General features: G+C 71.7%; 26 protein-coding genes and 4 tRNA genes. 9 read left to right on the forward strand and 21 right to left on the reverse strand.

All coding sequences use genetic code 11. The annotated features are described in order from the left end of the window. Positions 1 to 56 precede the first annotated feature (56 nt). Entirely contained in the window at positions 57 to 3539 is a 3483-nt protein-coding gene (gene rpoB / locus EEW87_RS08360) for a DNA-directed RNA polymerase subunit beta (RefSeq protein WP_123092240.1), read from the reverse strand. 329 nt (positions 3540 to 3868) lie between these two features. Between rpoB and EEW87_RS08365 the strand changes: the two genes are divergently transcribed. Then, positions 3869 to 5101, forward strand: coding sequence for a phospholipase D-like domain-containing protein (locus EEW87_RS08365; RefSeq protein ID WP_123092241.1), 1233 nt, complete (start codon positions 3869 to 3871; stop codon positions 5099 to 5101). A gap of 126 nt (positions 5102 to 5227) precedes the next feature. Here EEW87_RS08365 and rplL read toward each other — a convergent pair whose 3' ends face one another. The 7 genes from rplL to EEW87_RS08400 all read right to left on the reverse strand — a co-directional run bounded on the left by rplL (position 5228) and on the right by EEW87_RS08400 (position 9496). Beyond that, positions 5228 to 5614, reverse strand: a complete 387-nt coding sequence (gene rplL, locus EEW87_RS08370) for a 50S ribosomal protein L7/L12 (protein WP_068277068.1) — start codon at positions 5612 to 5614, stop codon at positions 5228 to 5230. An 84-nt stretch (positions 5615 to 5698) separates the two neighbouring features. Further along, positions 5699 to 6322: a 50S ribosomal protein L10 gene (gene rplJ / locus EEW87_RS08375; RefSeq protein WP_068277066.1), complete on the reverse strand. Its 624-nt coding sequence runs from the start codon at positions 6320 to 6322 to the stop codon at positions 5699 to 5701. A 335-nt stretch (positions 6323 to 6657) separates the two neighbouring features. Beyond that, positions 6658 to 7398, reverse strand: coding sequence for a 50S ribosomal protein L1 (gene rplA, locus EEW87_RS08380; RefSeq protein ID WP_068277064.1), 741 nt, complete (start codon positions 7396 to 7398; stop codon positions 6658 to 6660). 198 nt (positions 7399 to 7596) lie between these two features. Next, positions 7597 to 8034, reverse strand: a complete 438-nt coding sequence (rplK, locus tag EEW87_RS08385) for a 50S ribosomal protein L11 (RefSeq protein WP_123092242.1) — start codon at positions 8032 to 8034, stop codon at positions 7597 to 7599. A gap of 92 nt (positions 8035 to 8126) precedes the next feature. Beyond that, positions 8127 to 9029 carry a transcription termination/antitermination protein NusG gene (nusG, locus tag EEW87_RS08390; protein WP_123092243.1) on the reverse strand — a complete coding sequence of 301 codons (903 nt, stop codon included), beginning with the start codon at positions 9027 to 9029 and terminating at the stop codon, positions 8127 to 8129. 76 nt (positions 9030 to 9105) lie between these two features. After that, positions 9106 to 9366 (reverse strand): preprotein translocase subunit SecE, encoded by a 261-nt coding sequence (gene secE, locus EEW87_RS08395; RefSeq protein WP_068277056.1) that lies wholly within the window; start codon positions 9364 to 9366, stop codon positions 9106 to 9108. A gap of 57 nt (positions 9367 to 9423) precedes the next feature. Next, positions 9424 to 9496 (reverse strand) — tRNA-Trp (locus EEW87_RS08400). Between the two features lie 207 nt (positions 9497 to 9703). Between EEW87_RS08400 and EEW87_RS08405 the strand changes: the two genes are divergently transcribed. The 5 genes from EEW87_RS08405 (at position 9704) to EEW87_RS08425 (ending at position 16225) form a co-directional block, all read left to right on the forward strand. Further along, a complete protein-coding gene (locus EEW87_RS08405) occupies positions 9704 to 11044 on the forward strand; it encodes an aspartate aminotransferase type Ic (RefSeq protein WP_163562401.1) in 1341 nt (446 codons plus the stop codon). A 5-nt stretch (positions 11045 to 11049) separates the two neighbouring features. Then, on the forward strand, positions 11050 to 12111 hold the full coding sequence (locus EEW87_RS08410; protein WP_123092245.1) for an adenosine deaminase: 1062 nt from the start codon (positions 11050 to 11052) through the stop codon (positions 12109 to 12111). Continuing rightward, positions 12108 to 13406, forward strand: coding sequence for a D-arabinono-1,4-lactone oxidase (locus EEW87_RS08415; RefSeq protein WP_205473694.1), 1299 nt, complete (start codon positions 12108 to 12110; stop codon positions 13404 to 13406). Before EEW87_RS08410 ends, EEW87_RS08415 begins: the two co-directional genes overlap by 4 nt. Beyond that, complete coding sequence (locus tag EEW87_RS08420) at positions 13403 to 14605, forward strand: amino acid deaminase/aldolase (protein ID WP_123092246.1); 1203 nt, start codon at positions 13403 to 13405, stop codon at positions 14603 to 14605. The genes EEW87_RS08415 and EEW87_RS08420 overlap by 4 nt, the downstream gene beginning before the upstream one ends. A 120-nt stretch (positions 14606 to 14725) precedes the next feature. After that, a complete protein-coding gene (locus EEW87_RS08425; RefSeq protein ID WP_123092247.1) occupies positions 14726 to 16225 on the forward strand; it encodes a S8 family peptidase in 1500 nt (499 codons plus the stop codon). Between the two features lie 74 nt (positions 16226 to 16299). Here the strand turns inward: EEW87_RS08425 and EEW87_RS08430 are convergent, their stop codons facing one another. The 10 genes from EEW87_RS08430 to EEW87_RS08475 form a co-directional block, all read right to left on the reverse strand. After that, a complete protein-coding gene (locus EEW87_RS08430; protein ID WP_123092248.1) occupies positions 16300 to 17373 on the reverse strand; it encodes a UDP-N-acetylmuramate dehydrogenase in 1074 nt (357 codons plus the stop codon). Next, complete coding sequence (locus EEW87_RS08435) at positions 17373 to 17798, reverse strand: MaoC family dehydratase (protein WP_068277035.1); 426 nt, start codon at positions 17796 to 17798, stop codon at positions 17373 to 17375. The genes EEW87_RS08430 and EEW87_RS08435 overlap by 1 nt, the downstream gene beginning before the upstream one ends. Beyond that, the gene (locus tag EEW87_RS08440) at positions 17795 to 18247 is read right to left on the reverse strand and encodes an FAS1-like dehydratase domain-containing protein (protein WP_123092249.1); all 453 of its coding nucleotides are present in this window, start codon (positions 18245 to 18247) and stop codon (positions 17795 to 17797) included. Before EEW87_RS08440 ends, EEW87_RS08435 begins: the two co-directional genes overlap by 4 nt. Positions 18248 to 18335: 88 nt before the next feature. Further along, the gene (rpmG, locus tag EEW87_RS08445) at positions 18336 to 18506 is read right to left on the reverse strand and encodes a 50S ribosomal protein L33 (RefSeq protein ID WP_068277029.1); all 171 of its coding nucleotides are present in this window, start codon (positions 18504 to 18506) and stop codon (positions 18336 to 18338) included. 143 nt (positions 18507 to 18649) lie between these two features. After that, a tRNA-Met gene (locus EEW87_RS08450) sits at positions 18650 to 18723 on the reverse strand. A gap of 43 nt (positions 18724 to 18766) precedes the next feature. After that, positions 18767 to 18839, reverse strand: a tRNA-Thr gene (locus tag EEW87_RS08455). Positions 18840 to 18934: 95 nt separating this feature from the next. Next, positions 18935 to 19351, reverse strand: a complete 417-nt coding sequence (locus EEW87_RS08460) for an acyl-CoA thioesterase (protein WP_240341570.1) — start codon at positions 19349 to 19351, stop codon at positions 18935 to 18937. Next, a complete protein-coding gene (locus EEW87_RS08465; RefSeq protein ID WP_123092251.1) occupies positions 19344 to 19952 on the reverse strand; it encodes a DNA-3-methyladenine glycosylase I in 609 nt (202 codons plus the stop codon). The genes EEW87_RS08460 and EEW87_RS08465 overlap by 8 nt, the downstream gene beginning before the upstream one ends. After that, a complete protein-coding gene (locus tag EEW87_RS08470; RefSeq protein WP_123092252.1) occupies positions 19949 to 20380 on the reverse strand; it encodes a hypothetical protein in 432 nt (143 codons plus the stop codon). Before EEW87_RS08470 ends, EEW87_RS08465 begins: the two co-directional genes overlap by 4 nt. 81 nt (positions 20381 to 20461) lie before the next feature. Beyond that, positions 20462 to 20542, reverse strand: a tRNA-Tyr gene (locus tag EEW87_RS08475). 89 nt (positions 20543 to 20631) lie between these two features. Between EEW87_RS08475 and EEW87_RS08480 the strand changes: the two genes are divergently transcribed. Then, the gene (locus tag EEW87_RS08480; protein ID WP_068277021.1) at positions 20632 to 21126 is read left to right on the forward strand and encodes a YajQ family cyclic di-GMP-binding protein; all 495 of its coding nucleotides are present in this window, start codon (positions 20632 to 20634) and stop codon (positions 21124 to 21126) included. Here EEW87_RS08480 and EEW87_RS08485 read toward each other — a convergent pair. Next, positions 21117 to 21782 carry a hypothetical protein gene (locus EEW87_RS08485; RefSeq protein ID WP_123092253.1) on the reverse strand — a complete coding sequence of 222 codons (666 nt, stop codon included), beginning with the start codon at positions 21780 to 21782 and terminating at the stop codon, positions 21117 to 21119. The genes EEW87_RS08480 and EEW87_RS08485 overlap by 10 nt on opposite strands. Before the next feature lie 99 nt (positions 21783 to 21881). Between EEW87_RS08485 and gntA the strand changes: the two genes are divergently transcribed. Both gntA and EEW87_RS08495 read left to right on the forward strand, forming a co-directional pair. Beyond that, positions 21882 to 22607: a guanitoxin biosynthesis heme-dependent pre-guanitoxin N-hydroxylase GntA gene (gene gntA, locus EEW87_RS08490; RefSeq protein ID WP_163562402.1), complete on the forward strand. Its 726-nt coding sequence runs from the start codon at positions 21882 to 21884 to the stop codon at positions 22605 to 22607. Further along, positions 22607 to 23278, forward strand: coding sequence for a DUF1989 domain-containing protein (locus tag EEW87_RS08495; protein ID WP_123092255.1), 672 nt, complete (start codon positions 22607 to 22609; stop codon positions 23276 to 23278). Before gntA ends, EEW87_RS08495 begins: the two co-directional genes overlap by 1 nt. Here EEW87_RS08495 and EEW87_RS08500 read toward each other — a convergent pair. Beyond that, positions 23275 to 24096: a hypothetical protein gene (locus EEW87_RS08500; RefSeq protein ID WP_123092256.1), complete on the reverse strand. Its 822-nt coding sequence runs from the start codon at positions 24094 to 24096 to the stop codon at positions 23275 to 23277. The genes EEW87_RS08495 and EEW87_RS08500 overlap by 4 nt on opposite strands. 117 nt (positions 24097 to 24213) lie before the next feature. After that, positions 24214 to 25560 carry an MFS transporter gene (locus EEW87_RS08505; RefSeq protein ID WP_123092257.1) on the reverse strand — a complete coding sequence of 449 codons (1347 nt, stop codon included), beginning with the start codon at positions 25558 to 25560 and terminating at the stop codon, positions 24214 to 24216. Positions 25561 to 25607: the final 47 nt, after the last annotated feature.

A 25607-nucleotide genomic window follows, 5' to 3' on the forward strand; every position in this document is an offset into this window, starting at 1 on the left:
GGTGGGGCCGTCCGGCCGGCCGAAGGGGTGAGATCTCACCCCTTCGGCCGATCGGCTCAGACCTCTTCGACCGAGGCGGGCTCGCGGCGGGACAGGTCGATCCCGAGCTCCTCGGCAGCGCGGAAGACGTCGTCCTCGGAGTCGCGCATCTCGATGGTGCCGCCCTCGGAGTTGAGCACCTCGACGTTGAGGCAGAGGGACTGCATCTCCTTGATGAGCACCTTGAAGGACTCGGGGATGCCCGGCTCGGGGATGTTGTCCCCCTTGACGATGGCCTCGTAGACCTTCACGCGGCCGTTGACGTCGTCGGACTTGATGGTGAGCAGCTCCTGCAGCGCGTAGGAGGCGCCGTAGGCCTCGAGGGCCCACACCTCCATCTCGCCGAAGCGCTGGCCACCGAACTGGGCCTTACCACCGAGCGGCTGCTGGGTGATCATCGAGTACGGACCCGTGCTGCGCGCGTGGATCTTGTCGTCCACGAGGTGGTGCAGCTTGAGGATGTACATGTAGCCCACGGACACCGGGTCCGGGTACGGCTCGCCGGAGCGGCCGTCGAACAGGCTCGCCTTGCCGCTGGAGTCGATGAGGCGCACGCCGTCACGGGTGGGCCGCGTCGAGTCGAGCAGACCGCGGATCTCGTCCTCGCCCGCACCGTCGAAGACGGGGCTGGCGACACGGGTGTTCGGCTCGGCCGCACGCGCGTCCTGCGGGATCATCCGGGCCCAGTCGGGGTTGCCCTCGATCTCCCAGCCGCGGCTGGCCGCCCAGCCGAGGTGCAGCTCGAGGATCTGGCCGATGTTCATACGACCGGGCACGCCGAGCGGGTTGAGCACGACGTCCACGGGGGTGCCGTCCTCGAGGAAGGGCATGTCCTCGACCGGGAGGATCTTGGAGATGACGCCCTTGTTGCCGTGGCGACCGGCGAGCTTGTCGCCGTCGGTGATCTTGCGCTTGTTCGCCACGTAGACCCGCACGAGCTGGTTGACGCCCGGGGGGAGCTCGTCGCCCTCGTCCTTGTCGAAGACCTTGACGCCGATGACCGTGCCGGTCTCGCCGTGGGGGACCTTCATCGAGGTGTCGCGGACCTCCCGCGCCTTCTCGCCGAAGATCGCGCGGAGCAGGCGCTCCTCCGGGGTGAGCTCGGTCTCGCCCTTCGGCGTGACCTTGCCGACGAGCAGGTCGCCGTCGCGGACCTCGGCGCCGATGCGGATGATGCCGCGCTCGTCGAGGTCGGCGAGGACCTCCTCGGAGACGTTCGGGATGTCCCGGGTGATCTCCTCGGGGCCGAGCTTGGTGTCGCGCGCGTCGACCTCGTGCTCCTCGATGTGGATCGAGGACAGGACGTCGTCCTGCACGAGACGCTGGCTGAGGATGATCGCGTCCTCGTAGTTGTAGCCCTCCCAGGGCATGAAGGCCACGAGCAGGTTGCGACCCAGCGCCATCTCGCCGCCGTCGGTCGCGGGACCGTCGGCGATGAGCTGGCCGGCCTCGACGCGGTCGCCCTCGGCGACCATGACGCGCTGGTTGTAGCTGTTGCCCTGGTTGGAGCGGGAGAACTTCATGATCTTGTACGAGCGGCTGCCGCCCTCGTCGTGGGTGACCGTCACGAGGTCGGCGGAGACCTCGGTGACGACACCGGCCTTCTCGGAGCGCACGACGTCACCGGAGTCGAGCGCCGCGCGGTACTCCATGCCGGTGCCGACGAAGGGGGCCTCGGCCCGCACGAGCGGGACGGCCTGACGCTGCATGTTGGCGCCCATGAGCGCGCGGTTCGCGTCGTCGTGCTCGAGGAAGGGGATCATCGCGGTGGCCGCGGAGACCATCTGGCGCGGGGAGACGTCCATGTAGTCGACGTCCTCGGCCGGGATCTGGTCGACCTCGCCGCCCTTGGTGCGGGCGAGGACGCGGTCACCGACGAAACGGCCCTTGTCGTCGAGCTCGGCGTTGGCCTGGGCGACGACGAACTTGTCCTCCTCGTCCGCGGAGATGTAGACGACGTCGTCGGAGACGACCCCGTCCTCGACCTTGCGGTACGGCGTCTCGATGAAGCCGAAGGAGTTGATCCGCCCGTAGCTGGCGAGCGAGCCGATGAGGCCGATGTTCGGGCCCTCAGGGGTCTCGATCGGGCACATGCGGCCGTAGTGCGACGGGTGGACGTCACGGACCTCCATCTGGGCGCGGTCACGCGAGATGCCGCCGGGGCCCAGCGCCGAGAGGCGACGCTTGTGCGTCAGGCCCGACAGCGGGTTGTTCTGGTCCATGAACTGCGAGAGCTGGCTGGTCCCGAAGAACTCCTTGATCGACGCCACGACGGGGCGGATGTTGATCAGGGTCTGCGGGGTGATCGCCTCGACGTCCTGGGTCGTCATGCGCTCGCGCACGACGCGCTCCATCCGGGACAGGCCGGTGCGGACCTGGTTCTGGATGAGCTCGCCGACGCTGCGGACGCGACGGTTGCCGAAGTGGTCGATGTCGTCGGTCTCGACGGGGACCTCGACGGCCTCGCCGTTGCGCGTCCCGGGCAGGGTCGCGGAGCCGGCGTGGAGGGCGACGAGGTACTTGAGCGTCGCGACGATGTCGTCGAGCGTGAGGACCGAGGCGTCCAGACCGACCTCGACACCCAGCTTGCGGTTCATCTTGTAGCGACCGACCTTGGCCAGGTCGTAGCGCTTGCCGTTGAAGTAGAGGTTGTCCAGGAGGTTCTGGGCGGCCTCACGGGTCGGCGGCTCGCCCGGGCGCAGCTTGCGGTAGAGGTCGAGCAGCGCCTGGTCCTGGCTCTCGAGGTGGTCCTTCTCGAGGGTGAGGTTCATCGACTCGTACTGGCCGAACTCCTCGCGGATCTCGGCCTCGCTCATGCCGAGCGCCTTGAGCAGGGTGGTCACCGGCTGCTTGCGCTTGCGGTCGACGCGCACGCCGACCATGTCGCGCTTGTCGATCTCGAACTCGAGCCACGCACCGCGGCTGGGGATGACCTTCGCCGAGTAGATGTCCTTGTCGGAGGTCTTGTCGGCGCTGCGCTCGAAGTACACGCCGGGGCTGCGCACGAGCTGGGAGACGACGACACGCTCGGTGCCGTTGATGATGAAGGTGCCGCGGTCGGTCATGAGCGGGAAGTCGCCCATGAAGACGGTCTGGCTCTTGATCTCGCCGGTCTCGGCGTTCATGAACTCCGCGGTGACGAAGAGCGGCGCCGAGTAGGTCTGGTCGCGCTCCTTGCAGTCGTCCGTGGAGTACTTGGGGTCCTCGAAGCGACCCTCCGAGAAGGAGAGGGACATCGAGCCGGAGAAGTCCTCGATCGGGGAGATCTCCTCGAAGATCTCGTCGAGGCCGGACTTGCGTGACAGCTCACCGCGCCCGGACGCCTCAGATGCGGCGACCCGCTCCTGCCAGCGCTGGTTGCCCAGCAGCCAGTCGAAGCTCTCGGTCTGCAGGGCGAGGAGGTCAGGGACCTCCAGGGGCTCGCGAATCTTCGCGAAGGACAGACGGCCAGAAGCCGTCCGAGCGGTGGACATCGGGGAAGCGGTGCGCGAGGCAGCCAAGGATGGGTCCTTCCACGGGCCGTGTTGGTCGGGCGGCGCGGGTCCCCGTCGACCCGTCCTTCGGCTCGTCGTCGTCACCCACAGCGGTGGGAGCGAAGGACGTGCGAGCTGGGGACGGAGGAGAAAGGGCAGCGCAAACGGCTACGTTAGTCGATAAAGGGCATGACTGTCCAGCCCGGTCAAGTGCAGCGACCTGACGGTGGTCTCGCGCTCTCCTGACGTGGGCCAGGCCGTGGCGAAGCGACGCCATGATGGTGCGCCATCGCCCACGGCGACGTCAAGGCAGCAGCCCCGCGTGTCCGGGGTTCGGCTCCCCTAGGGTGACGGCCATGTCCCGCTTCTCGCCGCGTCGCACGATCCGCCAGGGTCTGGCCGCGACGCTCGCGGCCCAGGCGACCACCGTCGCCGCCCTGCTCTTCGTCGACTCGCGGCGCAAGCGCGACCGCCCCTCGCGCCGTCTGCCCCGCGTCGAGCCGCACGACGTGCCGGTGCCCGGGGGCGACCTGCGGATCTACACCTCCGGCGAGTCCCTCTTCGACGACATGCTCGCCGACATCGACGCCGCGACCCACCGCGTCTTCTTCGAGTCCTACATCTGGAAGGGCGACGAGATCGGGCACGCCTTCCGCGACGCCCTCGTGCGCGCCCACGAGCGCGGTGTCGAGGTCTTCGTCGCCTTCGACGAGTTCGCCAACCTCGTCGTGCCGCGGTCCTTCTTCGCCGGCCTGCCGGACGGCATCCACGTCAAGCGTCACCCCCTGCTCGGCCGCTTCCCCTTCGTCACCCCGCGCCAGAGCGGGCGCAACCACCGCAAGCTCCTCGTCGTCGACTCCCGCGCGGCCTACCTCGGCGGCTACAACGTCGGCAGCCTCTACGCCGACCGCTGGCGGGACACGCACGCGCGGGTGAGCGGCGAGATGGTCGTCGAGCTGGCGAACGCCTTCGTCGACTACTGGAACGTCGCCCCGGGGCGCTGCTCGCCGCACCTGGAGCACCCCGACTCGCGCACCTGGTCGACCACCATGCGCGTGCACCGCAACATCCCGACCGACATGGTCTACCCGATCCGCAACATGTACCTCGAGGCGATCGACCGGGCCGACGAGCGGATCCTGCTCACCGCGGCGTACTTCATCCCCGACGACGTGCTCACCCGCGCCCTCGTCGAGGCCGCGCGCCGCGGGGTCGACGTGCGCATCCTCGTGCCGCACTTCAGCAACCACGTCGTCGCCGACTGGCTGAGCCGGCGCAGCTACACCGAGCTGCTGAGCGGTGGCGTGCGGATCCTGCGCTACGAGAACGCCATGGTCCACGCGAAGACCGCGACGATCGACGGGCGCTGGACGACGCTCGGCACGGCGAACATCGACCGGCTGAGCCTGGCCGGCAACTACGAGATCAACCTCGAGATCCTCGACGCCGACGTCGCCGCGCAGATGGAGGAGGTCTTCGCCGCCGACGCCCTCAACAGCACCGAGATCACGCTCGCGCAGTGGGTCGAGCGCCCCTTCGTCTCCCGCCTCGCCGAGGGTCTGCTCTCCCCCTACCGCCCCCTCCTGTAGCCCTGAGGCCCGGGCCGCGCCCTTTCGAGGATCGTGCGTCGCACCTGAGGACACGCGAAGGGCGGGCCGCACCGTGAGGTGCGACCCGCCCTTGCGTGGATCAGATGACCCCCGAAGGGGTCGAGATCACTTGAGCTCGACGGTGGCGCCGGCGCCCTCGAGGGCCTCCTTGGCCTTCTCCGCGGCAGCCTTGTCGACCTTCTCGAGGACGGGCTTGGGGGCGCCGTCGACGAGGTCCTTGGCCTCCTTGAGGCCGAGGGAGGTCAGCGCGCGGACCTCCTTGATGACCTGGATCTTCTTGTCACCAGCAGCGGTGAGGACGACGTCGAACTCGTCCTGCTCCTCCGCGGCGGGGGCGTCGCCGCCACCGGCCGGGGCGGCGCCCGCGACGGCCACGGGGGCCGCAGCGGTGACCTCGAAGGTCTCCTCGAACTGCTTCACGAACTCGGAGAGCTCGATGAGGGTCATCTCCTTGAAGGCCTCAAGGAGCTCGTCGGTGCTGAGCTTCGCCATGTTGGGCGTCCTTTCTACAGATGTTTCAGCCGTGAGTGGCGTGTGTGTGTAGTCGAGCCGGGCTCTCCCCCGAGGGGGCGGGCCTCAGCTCTCGTCGCCACCCTCGGCGACGGTCTGGGTGTCCTCGGCAGCAGCCTCGGACGGGGCCTCCTCGGCCTCGGCAGCAGGGGCGGCCGTGTCGGCCGGACCCTGCTCCTCGACCTTGGCGCGCAGGGCGTCGACGACGCGAGCCGTCTGTGCCAGCGGCGCGTTGAAGAGGTAGGCGGCCTGGGTCAGCTGGGCCTTCATGGCGCCAGCCAGCTTGGCCAGGAGCACCTCGCGCGACTCGAGCAGCGCGAGCTTGTTGATGTCCTCGGCGCTCAGGGTGTTGCCGTCGAGCACACCACCCTTGATGACGAGGAGCGGGTGGTCCTTGGCGAAGTTGCGCAGAGCCTTCGCGGCCTCGACCGGGTCGCCCTCGACGAAGGCGATGGCGTTCGGCCCGACGAGCTGGCCCTCGAAGGCGGACTCGACGCCCGCCTCCTTCGCGGCGAGCTCGGTCAGCGTGTTCTTCACCACGGAGTAGGTGGCGTTGCCACGGAGGTTGGTGCGCAGCTCGGCGAGCTGGGCCACGGTCAGACCGCGGTACTCCGTGAGAACGGCCGCGCTGGAGCTGCGGAACTTGTCCGTCAGCTCGGCGATGGCGGCAGTCTTCTCAGCGTTCGCCATGCGGGCCTCCTTCTCGTGATTTCTGTGGGGCGATCACCCCCGGCGTCCGGCCCCGGTCACGAGAAGAGCCCCGGCGCAGGGCGCACCGGGGCTCGCACAGCATCGCCCTGAGGCGAGTGGTCGATCGGTTCGTCCTGCGCTGGTCGCCCTGCTCGTGGCAGGACCTTCGGCTGGTCGACCCGGGTGGGTCGGCCGGCAAACCGGCGGTCATCGGTCGGGACCAGCGTACGGGCGCTCGCCCGCACGACCAAATCGTCCCCGGGGACGACGACGGGGGACCGGGCTGGCCCGGTCCCCCGTCGTGCGGTGCGCCTCGGATCACCGGGCGCGTGAGGTCACTGCGCGGCGACGTCGGCCGAGCTGGCCGGCGCGGACTCCTCGAGGAGGTCCTTCGTGCGCGTGAAGTCGAGCGGGATGCCGGGGCCCATGGTCGTGCTGAGCACGGCCTTGGTGATGTAGCGGCCCTTGCTCGCGGACGGCTTGAGGCGGGTGATCTCCTCGAGCGCGGCGGCGTAGTTCTCGACGAGGTTCTTCTCGTCGAAGGAGACCTTGCCGATGATGAAGTGGAGGTTCGCGTGCTTGTCGTTGCGGAACTCGATCTTGCCGCCCTTGATGTCCGTGACGGCCTTGGCCGTGTCCATCGTGACGGTGCCGGTCTTCGGGTTCGGCATGAGGCCGCGGGGGCCGAGCACCTTGCCGAGACGACCGACCTTGCCCATGAGGTCCGGGGTGGCGACGACGGCGTCGAAGTCCATCCAGCCGCCCTGGATCTTCTCGATCATGTCGTCGGAGCCGACGTGGTCGGCGCCGGCCTCGCGGGCGGCCTCGGCCTTGTCGCCGTTGGCGATGACGAGGACACGGGCGGTCTTGCCGGTGCCGTGGGGCAGGTTGACCGTGCCGCGGACCATCTGGTCGGCCTTGCGGGGGTCGATGCCCAGACGGAAGGCGACCTCGACGGTCTCGTCGTAGGTGCCCTTCGCGCCCTGCTTGGCCAGGCGGATGGCCTCGAGCGGGGCGTACATGGCGTCGCGGTCGACGGCCTCGGCCGCTGCGCGGTAGCTCTTGCTGCGCTTCATGGATCTCTCCTTGGTGGTGATGGTGGAGGTGTGGTGCGGGCCAGCGCCGGCCCTCCCACGAGGGGGTGCGGCACTCGGGCCGTCAGGCCCGGGTCCCGCGGGAGCATCAGACCTGCTCGGTCTGCCTGCCGCGGATCTGATTCGACTCCGGCTCGGCCGGCGGCTCGTACCTCACCGCCGACCTCGCCTTCGTCTGCATCAGACCTGCTCGGTCTCGATGCCCATCTGACGCGCGGTACCGGCGATGATCTTCATCGCGGCCTCGACGTCGTTGGCGTTGAGGTCGGGCATCTTCGTCTCGGCGATCTCGCGCAACTGGTCGACGCTGAGCTTGGCGACCTTCGTCTTGTGCGGCTCGCCCGAGCCCTTCTGGACGCCGGCGGCCTTCTTGATGAGCTCGGAGGCCGGCGGGGTCTTGGTGATGAAGGTGAACGAGCGGTCCTCGTAGACCGTGATCTCGACGGGGATGACGTTGCCGCGCTTGTCCGCCGTGGCGTCGTTGTACGCCTTGACGAACTCCATGATGTTGACGCCGTGCTGACCCAGCGCGGGGCCGACGGGGGGCGCGGGGGTGGCCTGACCGGCCTGGATCTGCAGCTTGATGAGGCCGGAGACCTTCTTGCTCTTGGGAGGCATCCCAAGCTCCTCACATGATCGTGGGCCGACGCCATGGGCGATGACCCGGTTGCATGCCGGTCCGAGGTGTCAGACCGGCCGCCGTCCTGCGCTCAGATCTTGGCGACCTGGCTGTAGGACAGCTCGACCGGGGTCTCCCGGCCGAAGATGGAGACGAACACCTTGAGCTTCTGGGTGTCCGGGTGGACCTCGGCGATGCTCGCCGGCATGGTCTCGAAGGGGCCGTCGGTGACGGTGACCGACTCGCCGACCTCGAAGTCGAGGGTCGTGCCCTGGCCGGAGCCGTCGGCGCCCTTGCTCGCTCCCCCGCCGGAGGTCGCGCCCGCGGCGGACTTCTCCAGGTCGGCGGGCTTGAGCATCGTGTAGACCTCGTCGAGGCTCAGCGGGACCGGGTCGTGGGCGTTGCCGACGAAGCCGGTGACGCCCGGGGTGTGCCGCACGGCGCCCCACGACTCGTCGGTGAGGTCCATGCGCACGAGGACGTAGCCGGGCATGCGCGGCTGCTTGCGCGTCTTCTTCTGGCCAGACTTGATCTCGGTGACCTCGTCGATCGTGACGGCCACCTCGAAGATGTAGTCCTCCATGTTGAGGTTCGCGACGCGCGTCTCGAGGTTGTGCTTGACGCGGTTCTCGTAGCCCGCGTAGCTGTGGATGACGTACCAGTCGCCGAACTTGCTCGCGAGGTCGTCCTTGAAGGCCTGGACCGGGTCGGCCTGGTCCTCGGGGAGCAGGTCGCCGTCCTCGTCCGTCGTGGGGGCGCTCTCGTCGCTCACCTCGACGTCGACGTCCTCGGTGGCGTCGTCCTCGCTCGCGCCGTCCTCGTCGGAGGAGGCGTCGAGGGCGAGGTCGGCGTCGGCGTCGAGCGCGCGCTCTGCCTCGACCTCGTCGGCGCTGGGCAGGTCGGGCGTGGCGAGGCCGCTGGCGGCGGCCTCGGCCTGGGCAGGCGTCAGCTCGTCGTCGGAGCCGGCGAAGGGGCTGGTCGGCTGGTCGGACATGGCCTGGTGCTACCTCACGTGTTGTGGACGGGCGGCGCGGGGCGCCGCAGGACGTACGGGTCGTGCGGGGGCGGGGTCAGCCGCCGAAGACCCACATCACGAGCCTGGTGAAGCCGAAGTCGACCAGCGACACGAAGAGCATCATCACCGTGACGAAGACGATGACGACGAGCGTGTAGTTGACCAGCTCCGAGCGCGTCGGGCGGACGACCTTGCGGAGCTCGTCGAGCACCTGGGTGATGAAGAGCCCGATCGACCCGAAGAACCGGGACACCGGGTTGCCGCCCTTGGGCTCCTGACGTCGAGCCTTCGACGGCTGCGCACCGAGCTCGGTCACGTCGTCACTTCTCTCGTCGTCGGGGACACCATGCTGCGCGGTGGGTACCGCGTAACGCAGGGCAGGAGGGACTCGAACCCCCAACCGCCGGTTTTGGAGACCGGTGCTCTACCAATTGAGCCACTGCCCTACGGGCCCCGGGCTGGGTCCGGGTCCCGCGGTCAACCCCCTTCGTCAGGCCTGCCCGGGGGCATGGCGGAGACTCTGGTCGAGGTCAACCAAGGGACCACCATACGTGAGCCGGTGGCCCGGGCGCGAACCGGCGCCGAGCCGCCCGGCCCGCAGCGGGCGGGACGCCCCCGCCCGCGCCGACCACGGCGGTGCCAGACTGGCGCTCGTGACCGCCCAGCGCAGCCCTCGGCCCCTGTCCGACCTCGCCCCCGACGAGCTCGACGAGCTCCTGGCGAGCACGCGCGAGGACTACGAGGCGTTGCGCACGAAGGGCCTGGCCCTCGACGTCACCCGCGGCAAGCCCAGCGCTGCCCAGCTCGACCTCTCCGACGCCCTGCTCCGCCTGCCGTCGACGACGACCGACCGCTCCGGCACCGACGTGCGCAACTACGGCGGCCTGGCCGGTCTCGTCGAGATCCGCGAGATCTTCGCCGACCTGCTCGGCGTCGACGTCCCCCAGCTCGTCGCCGGGGGCAGCTCGTCGCTCACCCTCATGCGCGAGTGCCTCGTCGACCTCCTGCTCTTCGGCGGCGTGGACTCCCCCCGGCCGTGGAAGGACGAGGAGTCCGTCACCTTCGTGTGCCCGGTGCCGGGCTACGACCGCCACTTCGCCCTCCTCGAGGAGCTCGGCATCTCGATGGTCACGGTGCCGATGCGCGAGGACGGGCCCGACGCGGCCGCGGTCGCCGCGCTCGTCGCCGACGACCCGGGCGTCAAGGGCATGTGGCTCGTGCCCACGTACGCCAACCCGACCGGGGCGGTCTGCAGCCAGGAGGTGGCCGCCGAGCTCGCCGCGATGCCGACGGCCGCGCCGGACTTCAAGATCTTCTGGGACAACGCCTACGCCGTGCACCACCTCGGGCTGGACGAGGCCAAGAGTGCCGACGTCCTCGGCCTCGCGGCGGCCTCAGGCCACCCCCACCGGCCGATCATGTTCGCGTCGACGAGCAAGATCACCTACGCCGGGGCCGGCGTCGCCTTCCTCGCGAGCTCGACCGAGCAGGTGGCGTGGTACCTCGAGCACCTCGGCAAGGGCTCGATCGGCCCGGACAAGGTCAACCACCTGCGCCACGCCGAGCTCTTCGGCGACGCCGAGGGCGTGCGGGCGCACATGCGCGAGCACGCCGCGATCATCGCCCCGAAGTTCGCCGAGGTCGACCGGGTCCTCGGCGAGCGCCTCGGGGGGCTCGGGATCGCCCGGTGGAACTCCCCCACCGGCGGCTACTTCGTCAGCCTCGACGTCGTGCCGGGCACCGCGAGCCGGGTCGTCGAGCTGGCGAAGGGGGTCGGCGTCGCCCTCACCCCGGCCGGGGCGTCCTTCCCCTACGGGCGGGACCCGCAGGACGAGAACATCCGCCTCGCCCCGACGATGCCGCCCCTGGACGAGGTGCGCGAGGCGATGGAGGTCGTCGCGACCTGCGTCCTGCTCGCCGCCGTGGAGCACGCGACCGCCGGCAGCGGTCGCCACCGACCCAGCGGCGTCGCCGGCCAGGGTGACCAGGGGTAGGGGCGGTGCCCCGGCGCGATCTCGCCGCCCTGCCCAAGGCGCACCTCCACCTGCACTTCACCGGCTCGATGCGGGTCGAGACCGTGCGCGAGATGGCCGCCGAGCACCGGCTGCGGCTGCCGAGCGCGCTCGACCCGGGCTCCTACCCGCCCGAGCTCTCGGCCGCCGACGAGCGCGGGTGGTTCCGCTTCCAGCGGCTCTACGACGCGGCGCGGCACTGCGTGCGCGGCGAGGCCGAGATGCGGCGGATCGTGCGCGAGGCCGCGGCCGACGACGGCGCGGAGGGCTCGCGCTGGCTCGAGCTGCAGGTCGACCCGACGTCGTACGCCCCCTTCGTCGGCGGGATCACCCCGGCCATCGAGATCGTCCTCGACGAGGCCCGGGCGGTCTCGCGCGGCGCGCGGCGCACCGGGTCGGCCCAGGTCGCGATCGTCGTCGCGGCGAGCCGGGTGCGCCACCCGCTCGAGGCCCGCACGCTCGCCCGTCTGGCCGCCCACCACGCCGGCGACGGACCCGGCGAGGTCGTCGGCTTCGGGCTGTCCAACGACGAGCGGCGCGGTGACACCGCCGACTTCGCCCCCGCCTTCCGCATCGCCGAGCGGGCCGGTCTGCTCCTCGCGCCGCACGCGGGCGAGCTGCTCGGGCCGACCGCCGTCGAGACGACGGTCGAGGCCATCGGCCCGCAGCGTCTCGGCCACGGCGTGCGCTCCGTCGAGGACCCCCGCGTCCTCGACCTCGTCGTCGAGCGCGGCATCGGTCTCGAGGTCTGCCCGGGGAGCAACGTCTCGCTCGGGGTCTACCCCGAGGCGGGGGCGGTCCCCCTTCGCCGGCTCGTCGACGCCGGCGCCCAGGTCGCCCTCGGCGCCGACGACCCCCTCCTCTTCGGCTCCCGGCTCGTCGACCAGTACGAGACCGCCCGCGACCTCGGGCTCGACGACGCCGCCCTGGCCGACCTCGCCCGCGCCTCCTTCGCCATGAGCCGCGCGCCGCAGGAGGTGCGCCGCCAGGCCGAGGCCGACGTCGACGCGTGGCTCGCCCAGGACCCCGGCGACGGGTCGGGATCGTGACCTGGCAGAACTGGGCGGGCACGGAGCGGGCCGACCCGGCACGGGTCGTCTCGCCGTCGTCGACCCAGGAGGTCTGCGACGCCGTCCGTGCGGCCGTGCGCGACGGGCTCGGGGTCAAGGCGGTCGGTGCCGGTCACTCCTTCTCCGGCGCGGCCGTCGCCCCGGGCGTGCAGCTGCTGCCCGACCGGCTGGACGCGGTGCACGAGGTCGACCGCGCCTCGGGCCTGGTGCGTGTCGGGGCGGGGATGCCGTTGCACCGGCTCACCCCCCTGCTCGCCGAGCACGGGCTGGCCCTGGAGATCCTCGGTGACATCGACCGGCAGACCGTCGGCGGTGCGGTGAGCACGGGCACCCACGGCAGCGGCGAGAGGTTCGGGAGCATCTCGACGCAGGTGCGCGCGCTCGAGCTCGTCCTCGGCGACGGGAGCGTCGTCACCTGCTCGCCGACGCAGCGCCCCGAGCTCTTCGCGGCGGCCCGGGTCGGCATCGGCGCCCTCGGCGTCATGACGAGCGTGACGCTCCAGTGCGTGCCGCTCTACGCGCTGCACGCCGTCGACGCGAAGATGCCGATGGAGCAGCTGCTCGAGGAGGTCGACGAGCTCGCCGCGGCGAACGACCACTTCGAGCTCTTCTGGTTCCCGCACACCTCGACCGCGCTCACCCGGCGCTTCGAGCGGCTGCCCGAGGACGCGCCGCTGCGGCCGATGAGCACCCTCGCCCGGCTGCTCGACGACGAGATCGCGACGAACGTCGGGCTCGAGGCGCTGCTGCGGGTCGGCACCCGGGTGCCACGCCTCGTGCCGGGCATCACCTCGCTCGTCACCCGGGCGATCTCGGCCCGCGAGTTCACCGACCTCGCGCCGCGGGTCTTCGCGTCCCGGCGGGACGTGCGCTTCCGCGAGGGCGAGTACTTCGTGCCCCGCGACGCCCTCGTGCCGGTCCTGCGCGAGCTGTGGCGGTGGGTCGAGGAGCACGACGAGCCGGTGTCCTTCCCCTTCGAGATCCGCTTCGTGCGCAGCGACGACATCTGGCTCTCGCCGGCGTACGAGCGCGAGAGCGCGGTCGTCGCCTTCCACCAGTACCACCGCATGCCGCACGAGCGGTGGTTCTCGGTGTGCGAGGACGTGCTCGGCGCGGCCGGCGGGCGGCCGCACTGGGGCAAGATGCACCGGCTCGACGCGAGCGCCCTGCGCCCGCTCTACCCCCGCTTCGACGACGCCCTCGCGGTACGCGACGAGATCGACCCCGGACGGGTCTTCGCCAACCCCTACCTCGAGCGGGTGCTCGGACCATGAGCGACGACCCCCGCGCCCGACCCGTCGACCACGACGCCCTCGCCCGTGCGACCGCGCACCTCGAGCCCCCCTTCGCCGTCGTCGACCTCGGCGCGCTGCGCGCGAACACCGCCGACCTCGTCCGGCGGGCCGGCGGCACCCCGATCCGGGTCGCGAGCAAGTCGGTGCGGTGCCGCGAGATCGTGCGGCGCACCCTCGCGACCCCCGGGTACGCCGGGGTCCTCGCCTACACCCTGCCCGAGGCGCTGTGGCTCGCCGAGGAGGTCGAGGACGTCGTCGTCGGGTATCCCAGCGTCGACCGCGCGGCGCTCGCCCGGCTCGGGGCCGACGAGCGCCTGGCCGCCCGGGTGACCCTCATGGTCGACAGCCGGGAGCACCTCGACCTCACCGCCGCCCACGTCGGGGCCGACGGCCCACCGGTGCGGGTGTGCGTCGAGCTCGACGCGTCGCTGCGGCTGGCCGGCGGCCGGGTGCACCTCGGGGCGCGCCGCTCGCCCGCGCACACCCCGCAGGAGGTCGCCGCCCTGGCCCGGGCGGTCCACGACCACCCACGGCTCCACCTCGTCGGGCTCATGGCCTACGAGGGTCAGGTCGCCGGTGTCGGCGACGACCAGCGCGGGCTGCGTCGTCTCGCCGTCCGCGCGGTGCAGCGACGCTCGGTGGCCGAGCTCGCGCAGCGTCGGGCCGAGGCCGTCGCCGCGGTGCGCGAGGTGGCGCCGCTCGACTTCGTCAACGGCGGCGGCACCGGCAGCCTCGAGACGACCTCCGCCGAGGCCGCCGTCACCGAGGTCGCGGCGGGGTCCGGGCTGCTCGGCCCGCACCTCTTCGACCACTACACCCGATTCCGACCCCGCCCGGCCGCCCACTTCGTCCTGCCCGTCGTGCGGCGCCCCTCCCCCCGGCACGCGACGGTGCTCGGCGGCGGCTGGGTCGCCTCGGGCGCGGCCGGGCGCGACCGCCTCCCGCTCCCGGTGCACCCGCCCGGCCTGCGTCTGCTCGGGGCCGAGGGCGCCGGCGAGGTGCAGACACCGCTCACCGGTCCTCGCGTCGACGACCTGCGCATCGGCGACCGCGTGTGGTTCCGCCACACGAAGGCCGGCGAGCTGAGCGAGCACGTCGACGTCCTGCACCTCGTCGACGGCGACGAGGTCGTGCAGAGCGTGCCGACCTACCGCGGGGAGGGCCGGGCCTTCTTGTGACGCGGTCCGTCACGAAGGCGTGACCCGTGGGGGTCTGGCGCGAGCGAGCCCCGCCTGCCAGGATCGCCGGAGCCCGCCGCGCACCCTGTCGGCGGGGCAGCCCGAAGGAGAAACTCCCCCATGGCTTCAACGAGGAAGCGCACCACCCCCTGGATCGTGGCGACCGCCGCGATCGGTCTCACCCTCGTCGGCTCGCAGTCCGCGGCCGGCTCGAGCAGCGCGGCCGAGCCGCCGTCGACCCCGGTCCCCGTGAGCACGCCGGACGGTCAGCTCGCGAGCTATGTCGTCAACGCCAAGATCGTCAACCCCGGCCAGGTCCGCAAGGTCGAGAAGGCTGTGGAGGCCGCCGGCGGCGTCGTCGTGCAGTCCTGGCCCCAGATCGGCGTCGTCGTCGCCCACTCGAAGAACGGCGACTTCCGCACCGAGGTCGTCATCAAGGCCAAGGGCGCCGTCGCGTCGGCCGGCCCGACCCGCACCGCCACCGTCCTCGAGGGCACCCCCGAGGGCGTCCAGGCCCCCTGGGGCCCGGGCAAGGGCCAGATCAAGGCGATCCCCCGCGCCGAGGACCCCGTCGAGGGCCCGACCACCCCGGCGACCGGAGTCCCGGAGCAGTACGAGTCGCTCCAGTGGGACATGAAGAACATCGGCGTCCCCGAGGCCCACAAGACGACGACCGGCTCCTCGAAGGTCACCGTCGGCGTCCTCGACAGCGGCATTGACCCCGACCACCCGGACCTCGCCAGCCAGATCGACGTCGCGCAGTCCGTCAACTGCACGGCCGGCGGTCGTCCCGACACCTCGGCCACCGGCTGGGCCCCGACGACGAGCGACCACGGCACCCACGTGGCCGGCACCATCGGTGCCGCCCGCAACGGCGTCGGCATCGTCGGCGTCGCCCCGGGCGTGAAGATGGCCTCCGTCAAGGTCGTCAGCGACGAGGGGTACATCTACCCCGAGTACGCGATCTGCGGCTTCATGTGGGCCGGCGAGAAGGGCATGGAGGTCACGAACAACAGCTACTACGTCGACCCCTTCGAGTTCTGGTGCGGTGACCAGCCCGAGCAGGCCCCGGCCCTCGAGGCCGTGCGTCGCGCGGTGAAGTGGTCGCAGGACGAGGGCACCGTGCACGTCGCCGCGGCGGGCAACAGCTCCTACGACCTGTCGAACAAGACGACGAACGCCTCGAGCCCGAACGACGGCACGGCGGTCAACCGCACGATCAACTCCTCGTGCAAGGACATCCCGACCGAGCTCGACGACGTGCTCACCGTCTCCTCGATCGACCAGGCCGGCAAGCTGTCGTCCTTCAGCAACCGTGGCCTCGGCTCGATCGACGTCGCGGCGCCGGGCAGCCGGATCCTGTCGACGATCGTCACGAACAACGGCTGGGGCTACAAGAGCGGCACCTCGATGGCGTCCCCGCACGTCGCCGGTGTCGTGGCCCTCATGCGCTCCGCTCACCCCGAGCTGAGCGCCTCGCAGGTCGTCGAGCGCATCCGCGCCCAGGCGACCGACACCCCGTGCTCGACGACCGCGGCCGGTGCGCCGTGCGTCGGTGACGCCTCGGAGAACAGCTACTACGGGCAGGGTGTGGTCGACGCGGCCGCGGCCGTGCGCTGACCCACCGCAGCAGCAGCGGCAGGGCCCGGCACCCGAAGGGGTGCCGGGCCCTGCTGCGTGCAGGGGGGGAGCGGCTAGAGCGCGTGCCCGACGAAGACCGGCTCGTTGACGAGGGTCACGCCGAAGGCCTCGCGGACGCCGTCGCGCACCTCGCGGGCCAGCGCGGCGACGTCGGCCGCGCTCGCGGACCCGCGGTTGGTCACCGCGAGCGTGTGCTTCGTCGACAGCGCGGCCGGGCCCGGCATGCCGTAGCCCTTGCCGAAGCCGGCCCGCTCGATGAGCCACGCAGCGCTCGTCTTCGCCTGGCCGCCGGGGGCGTCGAAGCGGGGCGGCGGCGGTGCGTCGGGCCCGAGCCGCTCCGCCGCCCGGGCGACGAGGACGTCGTGGTCGGCGGCGGGCAGGACGGGGTTGGTGAAGAAGGACCCGCAGCTCCACGTGTCGTGGTCGGCCTCGTCGAGCACCATCCCGCGGCGGCGGCGCTGGGCGAGGACGGCCTCGCGGGCGTCGGCGAGCGGGACCCGCTCGCCGAGCTCGACGCCGAGCTGCTGGGCGAGGTCCGCGTAGGCGACCGGTGCGGAGAGGTCGGCGAGGGCGAGCTGGAAGCTCACGTCGAGGACGACGAAGCGGTCGGTGCCCTTGAAGACCGAGTGCCGGTAGGTGAAGCCGCAGTCGGCCGCCGCCATCGTGCGCACCTGACCGGTCGTGCGGTCGAGCACCCGGACCCGGGCGATGGTCTGGGCGACCTCCTGGCCGTAGGCGCCGACGTTCTGCACCGGCGTCGCACCGGTGAGCCCGGGGATCCCGCTGAGCGCCTCGATGCCCGACCAGCCGGAGGCGACCGCGTGGGCGACGAGGTCGTCCCACGGCTCGCCGGCGGCGACGGTGACGAAGGCCCCCGAGCACAAGTCCTGGGACTCGACGGTGATGCCGCGGCTGGCCATGCGCAGGACGACGCCGTCGAAGCCCTCGTCGGCGACGACGAGGTTGGAGCCCCCGGAGACGACGAGCAGCTCACGCCCGGCGGCGTCGACCTCGCGCACGACGGCCACGGCCTCGTCGGCCGACTCGACGGTGACGAGGGTGGCGGCGGGGCCGCCGACCCGCATCGTCGTCAGCGGGGCGATCGGGGCGTCGTGGTCGGTGCGCATCAGTCGAGCTGGACGGTGACCCGGCAGCGGCCGAGCACCTTCTCGCCGGCGCACGTCGCGGTGACGTCGACGACGGCCCGGCGGGTCTGCTCGTCCAGGCTCGTGACCTTCGCGCTCACCTCGACGTCGGCGCCCTCCTCGTAGGGGACGACGACCGGACGGGTGAAGCGGGTGCCGTAGTCGACGACCCGGCCGGGGTCGCCGACCCACGAGGTGACGACCTCGACGGCCGCGCCCATGGTCCACATGCCGTGGGCGATGACGTCGGGCAGGCCGACGGAGCGCGCGAAGCGCTCGTCCCAGTGGATGACGTTGCGGTCGCCGGAGGCGCCCGCGTAGCCGACGAGGGTGGCCCGGTCGACGTGGAGGGTCAGACCCGGCAGCTCCTCGCCGACGCTCACCTGGTCGTGGGTGCGCACGCTCATGCCGACTCCTCCCCGCGGATGACGATCGTGGACAGCGACGTCGCGACCGGCTGGTCCTCGGGGTCCAGCAGGTCGCTGCGCATGACGACCATCGTGTGGCCGCCGGCGGCGCGCACGGAGTCGATCGTCAGCACCCCGCGCAGCTCGTCGCCGGCGACGATCGGGCGGTGGTGGACGAAGCGCTGCTCGCCGTGGACGACGCGGGAGTAGTCGACCCCCGCCTCGGGGTCGGTGACGAACTGGCGGTCGGTGCGCTGACCGGCGATGACCGCGAAGGTCGGCGGCGCGACGAGGTCGCGGTAGCCGGCCGCCCGGGCGGCCTCGAGGTCGCGGTGCAGCGGCGAGCTCGCGCCGACGGCGTCGGCGAAGTCGCGGATCGCCTCGCGGCCGACCTGGTAGGGCTCGGTCGGGGGGTACGTGCGCCCGACGAAGGACTCGTTGACAGCCATGGGCCTCACCCTAGTGCCGTGCCGGGACAGCGCGACGCCGCCCCAGGCCGGTGGCCGGGGCGGCGTCGAGGTGCGCGGTGCGGGACGCTCAGCGGGTCTCGCGGTGCAGCGTGTGGCGCCCGTCGCGACGGCAGTACTTCGACAGCTCCATGCGGTCGGGGTTGTTGCGACGGTTCTTCTTGGTGATGTAGTTGCGCTCCTTGCACTCCGTGCACGCCAGCGTGATCTTGGGACGGACGTCGGCGCTCTTGCTAGCCACGGGACAACCTGCTCTCGGAACGGGGGTGGAGACGATCTGGTCGGGCACACGCGCCCTGGGCGGCGGCCATCGACATACCAGGATAGGGCACGCACCGAGGACGGCGAAATCCGCGCTGCGGATGCCACCGGCACCGGTGCTCGTAGCGGGAGCGGGACTCGATCCCGCGACCTCACGATTATGAGTCGTGCGCTCTAACCAGCTGAGCTACCCCGCCGTGCGGTGCGGCACCGACCGGACGAGCCGGCGATGCCATACCGAGCCCCCTGTCGGAATCGAACCGACGACCTTTTCCTTACCATGGAAACGCTCTGCCGACTGAGCTAAGGGGGCGTGCCGCACACGTGTGCGCGGCGCCTCGCAGACATTACACGGCGAGGCGGTCGGGGCGGAAATCGGGGCCCGCGGGCTCCCCCTTCGCCCCGCTCCTAGGCCTGCTCGGGCCGCGCGATCGAGGTCATCGCGGCGCGCAGGGAGCCCTCGATCGGCACCGGGGTGCGGGTGGCCCGCTCGACGAAGACGTGGACGACGTGGCCGGTCGCGACGGCGGCGCCGTCGCTCGCCCGGGAGAGCTCGAGCGACCACGTCACCGAGGTGCGCCCGAGACGGGCGACGGACAGCGCGACGACGAAGCGGTCGGGGTAGGAGATCTCGGCGTGGTAGCGGCAGCCGCTCTCGGGCACGAGGTCGACGACGTCGCCGGCGGGGTCGAAGCCCTGGGCCTGGAGCCAGTCGTTGATGACCGTGTCCATCACCTGGTAGTGCACGGCGTTGTTGACGTGGCCGAACTGGTCGTTGTCGAGCCAGCGGGTCGGGACCTCGGTGACGAAGGGGTGGTCAGGCACGGGTGCCATCCTCTCGCCACAGCCCGGACGTCCCGCGCCGGTGGCTGCCGACGAGGTGGGTGTCGACGACGCCGACCGCCTCCATGAGCGCGTGCATCGTCGTCGGGCCGACGAAGGCGAAGCCGCGTGCCTTGAGCTCTCGGGCGAGGGCGACGGACTGCGGCGAGGTCGTCGGCACCTCGGCCTGGGCTGTCGGCACGGGGGTGGTCTGCGGCTGGTGCGACCACACGAGCCCGGGGAGCCCACCGTCGGCGCGCAGCTCGAGGGTCGCGCGGGCGTTGGTGATCGTCGCGGCGACCTTGCGCGCGTTGCGCACGATGCCGGCGTCGGCCATGAGGCGGGCGACGTCGGCGTCGTCGTAGCCGGCGACACGCTCGGGGTCGAAGTCGTCGAAGGCGGCCCTGAAGGCGGGCCGCTTGCGCAGGATCGTCGCCCACGACAGCCCGGACTGGAAGGCCTCGAGGCTCAGCCGCTCGAAGAGGCCGCGCTCGCCGCGCACCGGCATGCCCCACTCGGTGTCGTAGTAGGCACGCAGCAGCGGGTCGGTGCTCGCCCAGGGCGGGCGGGCCAGCCCGTCCTCGCCGACGACGAGGTCGCTCACCGGGGGTCCTCGCCCTCGTCCTGCGGGGTGGGGTCGAGCGCCGTGGCGAGCAGCGAGATCGCGGCGCCGCCGAGGCCGAGGACGAGCCGGGGGTGCCCGGTCGTGCGCTGCGCCCAGCGCTCGACGGCAGCCTGACCGCGCAGCCCGAGCTCGCCGCCGGCGGCGAAGGTCACCGCGGCGAGGGTCCCGAGACCGATCGAGACGGGGAGGGGCACGCGCTGCCGGGGCCCGTCGGCGGGCTCGGGGCTGCCCTCGCGCCACCCGGCCGCCGCGCCGGTCGCGACGGCGACCCCGGCGCCGGCCGCGACGACGAGGGTGACCCCACGCAGCAGACGGGGGTGCTCCTGCGCGCTCAGGGCGGCGGTGGCCAGGCCGGACGCGGCGGCGAGCGCGACCCCGCCCCGGGTGATCATCGGTCGGTCGGTCATCAGCGGTCCCTCCAGGAGGCGGTCACGGCCGGACGACGAAGGCCTCGGACCGGTGTCGGTCCGAGGCCTTCGCTGCACGGGTGGCGGGTGAAGGATTCGAACCTTCGAAGCTTTCGCGACGGATTTACAGTCCGCTCCCATTGGCCGCTCGGGCAACCCGCCGTGCGCGTGGAAGGATAGCAAGCCGCGGCACGCAGGCTAAATCGTGCGCGTGCACCCCGTCCCCGACCCGCACCCCAGGAGCACAAAGCATGGCCGACAGCAGCTTCGACATCGTCAGCAAGGTCGACAAGCAGGAGGTCGACAACGCCCTCAACCAGGCCGCCAAGGAGGTCGCCCAGCGCTACGACTTCAAGGGCGTCGGCGCCTCCATCGAGTGGAGCGGCGAGTCGGTGACGATCAAGGCGAACACCGCCGAGCGCGTCCTCGCGGTGCTCGACGTCTTCGAGACCAAGCTCGTGCGGCGCGGCGTCTCGCTGAAGAACATCGACTTCGGCGACAAGGAGCCCAAGCCCTCGGGCAAGGAGCACGTCCTCGCCGGCCCGCTCAAGGAGGGCATCGACCAGGAGAACGCGAAGAAGATCTCCAAGATCATCCGCGACGAGGGCCCGAAGGGGATCAAGGCCCAGATCCAGGGTGACGAGCTGCGCGTCTCGGGCAAGTCGCGCGACGACCTCCAGGCGGTGCAGCAGCTGCTCAAGGGCAAGGACCTCGAGGTCGCGCTGCAGTACACGAACTACCGCTGACCGACTCCGACCGGGCTCGCCGCCGCGCGGGCCCGGTCTGCGGTGGTCCGCACCGCGCGGGCCCACGTGGGTGAGAAGACCTCGGGGTCGGCCAGCCACTTAAGGAGCGAGGACTCCACCCCTTCGAGCCCGCGCAGCTCGTCCGCGACGGCGGACACGACGAGCAGACCGGCCCGGGGCAGCTGGGTGCTCTCCCCCGCCGTCCGCACCTCGAGGTCGCGCTCGAGCTCGACGAAGGTGTCGTGGTCGAGCGCACCGAGCCGAGCCCGGCGCAGCCGCCGCGAGAGGCCGGCGAGCCCGTCCGCGCGAGCCTGCTCTCCCTCGACCGCCCGGATCTGGTCCGCGAGCAGCGCGAGGTGCTCCTCGAGCAGGACCGTGGGCATCCCCCGCGCCGCGAGGACCTGGGCCAGCCACGAGACCTGGCCCCACGCGTGGTCCGGGTCGGCCGTGCCGAGCCGGGCGAGCCAGCCCGAGTCGCTCGAGGAGAATCGTCGGCCCCGCTCGGAGTACCGCGCCGCGTAGTACGGGTGGCGCTCGTAGGTCACCTCGATGGCGCGCTCGCACGCGGCGAGCAGCTCGGGGTCGGCGACGACGCGGTGCTCCCCGGCCTCGGGGTTGACCGTGACGGCGGGCTGCGTCTGGGATCGATCGCTCACGGCGGGCGATCCTAGGGCCTGCCGGAGCTCGTGGGGCAGATGGGGCTCACACCCGCAAGGAGGCATCGTCGGCCTCCCCGCCGACCTAGCGTCGAGGCCATGACTGTGCCCGAGACCGCTCCCCGCTCTCTCGAGCACCACCTCCAGGAGCAGGCCGACGCCGGTCTGGCCGAGGCGGGCAGCGACGACGTCGTCGCCGCGGTCGGCGCGATGATCGCCCACCCGGAGTACCCCTGCCTCGGCGCGCGCTCGGTCTTCCGCCGCGACGACGCGACCGTCGTCGTCCTCGACGACATGTCCTCGCCGCACGACGTCCACGAGCTCGCCCGGGCGCTGGCGGAGTACGGCCGCAGCGCCGACCCCGCGGGGCCCTTCGTCTCCTTCGTCGCCGTCTTCCGCGGCCCGGAGGTGGACGACGAGCGTCACTTCGAGCAGATGCTGTGGCAGGTGCTGCAGACGCTGCACGACGAGGACGAGGTGCCGTGGGCGTCGGGCGTGGACCAGGAGCCCGACCAGGCGCACTTCGCCTTCAGCCAGGCGGGGGTCGCGTACTTCATCGTCGGGCTGCACCCGCAGGCCTCGCGCGTCGCCCGCCGTGCGCCGCTGCCGATGCTCGTCTTCAACCTCCACGAGCAGTTCGAGACCCTGCGCAGCCAGGGCTCCTACGAGCGCATGCGCGACACGATCCGACGCCGGGACATCGCCGTGCAGGGCACGACCAACCCGATGGTCGCCGACCACGGGTCGTCCTCGGAGGCACGCCAGTACTCCGGTCGTAGGGTCGACGAGGACTGGCACGCCCCCTTCACCCCGAGAGAGCCGTGATGACTCCCCCTTCGCAGCACCCCCGCACGCCCGCGCCCGACGCCCGCCGCGCCTACGCCGGCGGCGAGGACGCACCGGCCGAGGGCTTCACCCGTCTCGCGCCGCAGACGGGCACCGCCGTGCGGCTGCCGAAGGGGGCGACCCTCACCGTCGTCGACCCGTGCGGGGAGCAGGTGAGCGACCTCTTCCTCTTCGCCGCCGAGGACCACGACGAGTGGTTCTCCAGCGGGCGCACGACCGACTACGCGAACACGATCTACGTCGGGCCGGGCAGCAGCCTCTACAGCAACCGCTCGCGCGTCATGGCGACCGTCGTCGAGGACAGCGTCGGGGTGCACGACCTCACGCTCACGCCGTGCAGCCAGGACACCTTCGACATCCTCTACCCCGACCTCGGCGGGGCCGAGCACCCGAGCTGCTTCGCCAACCTCGCCGGGGCCTTCGCGCCGCACGGGATCTCGCCGGACCGGATCTCGACGACGCTCAACGTCTTCATGGACGTGTGGACCGATCTCGACGGCGAGCTGCACATCGACCCGCCGCCGACGGTGCCCGGCGACCGCTTCGTCGTGCGCGCCGAGATGGACCTGCTCGTCGGCGTCACCGCCTGCTCCGCGGAGAAGTCGAACAACGGGCGGTGCACCCCGATCGACCTGCGCGTCGACGCCTAGCGCGGGATGACGGTCATGCCGGTCGCGTTGCCCACGAGGAGGGCGACGAGGCCGAGCAGGAAGCTCGCGACGAGGGCGGTGAAGAGCCCCGCGACCCCGCCGTCCCGCCTCGCCCTCGGTCGCGGGGCGAGGTGCTCACGGCGCGCGTAGGCCAGCCACCCCAGACCTCCCGGCACGATGATGATCACCCAGAGCCAGTACCACCGGTTGCCGTACGTCGGCCGGGCGTTGACGAGGACCCCCAGCGCAGCGAGAGTCACGAGCATCGGCACCACGGCGAAGCCCACGTCCCAACCCACCCCGTCGACCCAGGGCTCGGGCGCCGCGTCGACCCGGGCCTGGGGGATCTCGGCGTCGACGCGCTCGAGCAGCGCGTCCCGGTGGCTGAGCTCCTCGCCGTACCAGTCGACCCACCCGCCGGAGAAGGTCCCCCAGGCCCACGGTGCGTCCGTGCCCGAGGACGTGGGCACGACGACGTAGCTGCGAGGGAAGAGGTCGTCGGCCCTCGTGTAGACGATCGCGCCGGAGGCGGGGTCGGACGCGCTCTCGCCGGGGGCGCCGTCCCACCACGAGGAGACGGGTACGCGCTGGTCACGCGCGATCTCCCCGATCGAGCCGTCCCTGAGATCTGACTCGAGGCGGTCGAGAGAGACGACCTGCGACCCGGCCAGCCAGGCGTACGCGGCGACGACCACCCACAGGACGACGAAGGCCCGCCCGATCCGGCGGCCCCACCGGGTGGGCGCCGGGCGGGCACCCCCTTCGCCCTCGGGTGCGGCGGGCTGCGGGACGTGCGGGTCCCGGGTCTCGATGCTCATGACGTGCTCCCCTGCTGCTGAGCGAGCAGCATCGCAGGTCACGGCCGGCCCGGCACCCCGGCACGCACGACGGCCACGACCCGGTGGGGTCGTGGCCGTCGCGTCCGGCGCGGGTGGTCAGATCGCGCTCGGGACCGACTCCTCGACCGGGCGCACCGCGTGGGTGCGGTCGTGGCGGGTGAGCAGGACGCGCAGCAGCGGCACGCACAGCAGGCCGACGCAGGTCGCGGCGATGAGGACCCACAGCCCCGAGGACGGCGAGCCGGTCGCCTTCTCGGTGAGACCGAAGGCGTACGGCCCGACGAAGGCGCCGGTGAGACCGATGGTGTTGACGAAGGCCAGACCAGCCGCCGCGGCGACGCCGCCGAGACGGGCCATGAGGACCGACCAGTAGAGCGGCTGCACGCCGACGATGAAGAGCATCGTCGCGCTGAGGATGACCATGCGGGCCACGGGCTGGTCGACCGCGACGAAGACCAGCGCCATGACGATGGCCGCGGCCGTCGCGATCGCGATGAGCACGACCTCGTTGCCGGTGCGGGCGAGCACCCGCGGGATCGCGATGACGCCCACGACGGCGCCGATGCCGACCGAGCCGGCGATGAGACCGATCATGAAGGGGTCGGAGACATTCATCGACTCGACGATCGAGGGGACGAAGAAGACGACGCCGTAGGTCGCGATCTGGTTCATGAAGTAGATCGCCGCGATGGTGAGCAGGAAGGGCTTGGACATCGCGTTGCGGATGATCGCGCCGGGGGTCTCCACGACGTGGCCCTCGTCGCCGACGGCGCGCCGGGTGAGCTCGGCGGCCTCCTCCGGCTCGAGCCAGGTCGCCGTCTGCGGCGAGTTCGGCAGGCGGAAGAAGATGTAGACGCCGAGCAGGACCGTCGGGATGCCCTCGAGGACGAAGAGCCACTGCCAGCCGTGCAGCCCGCCGAGGCCGTCGAGCGTCATGATCGCGCCGCCGATGGGGTTGGCGACGATGAAGGCGACCGAGGACGCGGTGAGGATGAGACCGACGACCTTCGCGCGGTCCTTCTGCGCGAACCACATCGTGATGAGGTACATGATCCCGGGGTAGAGACCGGCCTCGGCGGCGCCGAGGAGGAGGCGCAGGACGTAGAAGACGGTCGGGTTGGAGATGAACATCATCGACATCGTCAGCAGGCCCCACGTCACCGCGATCCGGCTGATCCAGACCTTCGCCCCGACCCGGTGGAGGATGAGGTTGCTCGGCACCTCGAGGAAGGCGTAGGTGATGAAGAACAGCCCGGCGCCGAGCCCGTAGGCGGCGGCGTCGATGCCGGCGTCCACCTCGAGCGAGGTCTTGGCCAGGCCGACGTTCGTCCGGTCGACGAAGGCCATGAAGTACGCCGCCATGAGCAGCGGCACGAGGCGCGTGAGCGCCTTCCTCGTGGCCCGCTCGTGGATCAGGTCCGACGACGCTGTCGGTGATGTCATTGCCCGCTCCTTAGGTGAATGAACATTCGGGTTCATGTTGAACCCAG

Source organism: Janibacter melonis (genome assembly GCF_003721155.3).
Taxonomy (GTDB): domain Bacteria; phylum Actinomycetota; class Actinomycetes; order Actinomycetales; family Dermatophilaceae; genus Marihabitans; species Marihabitans melonis.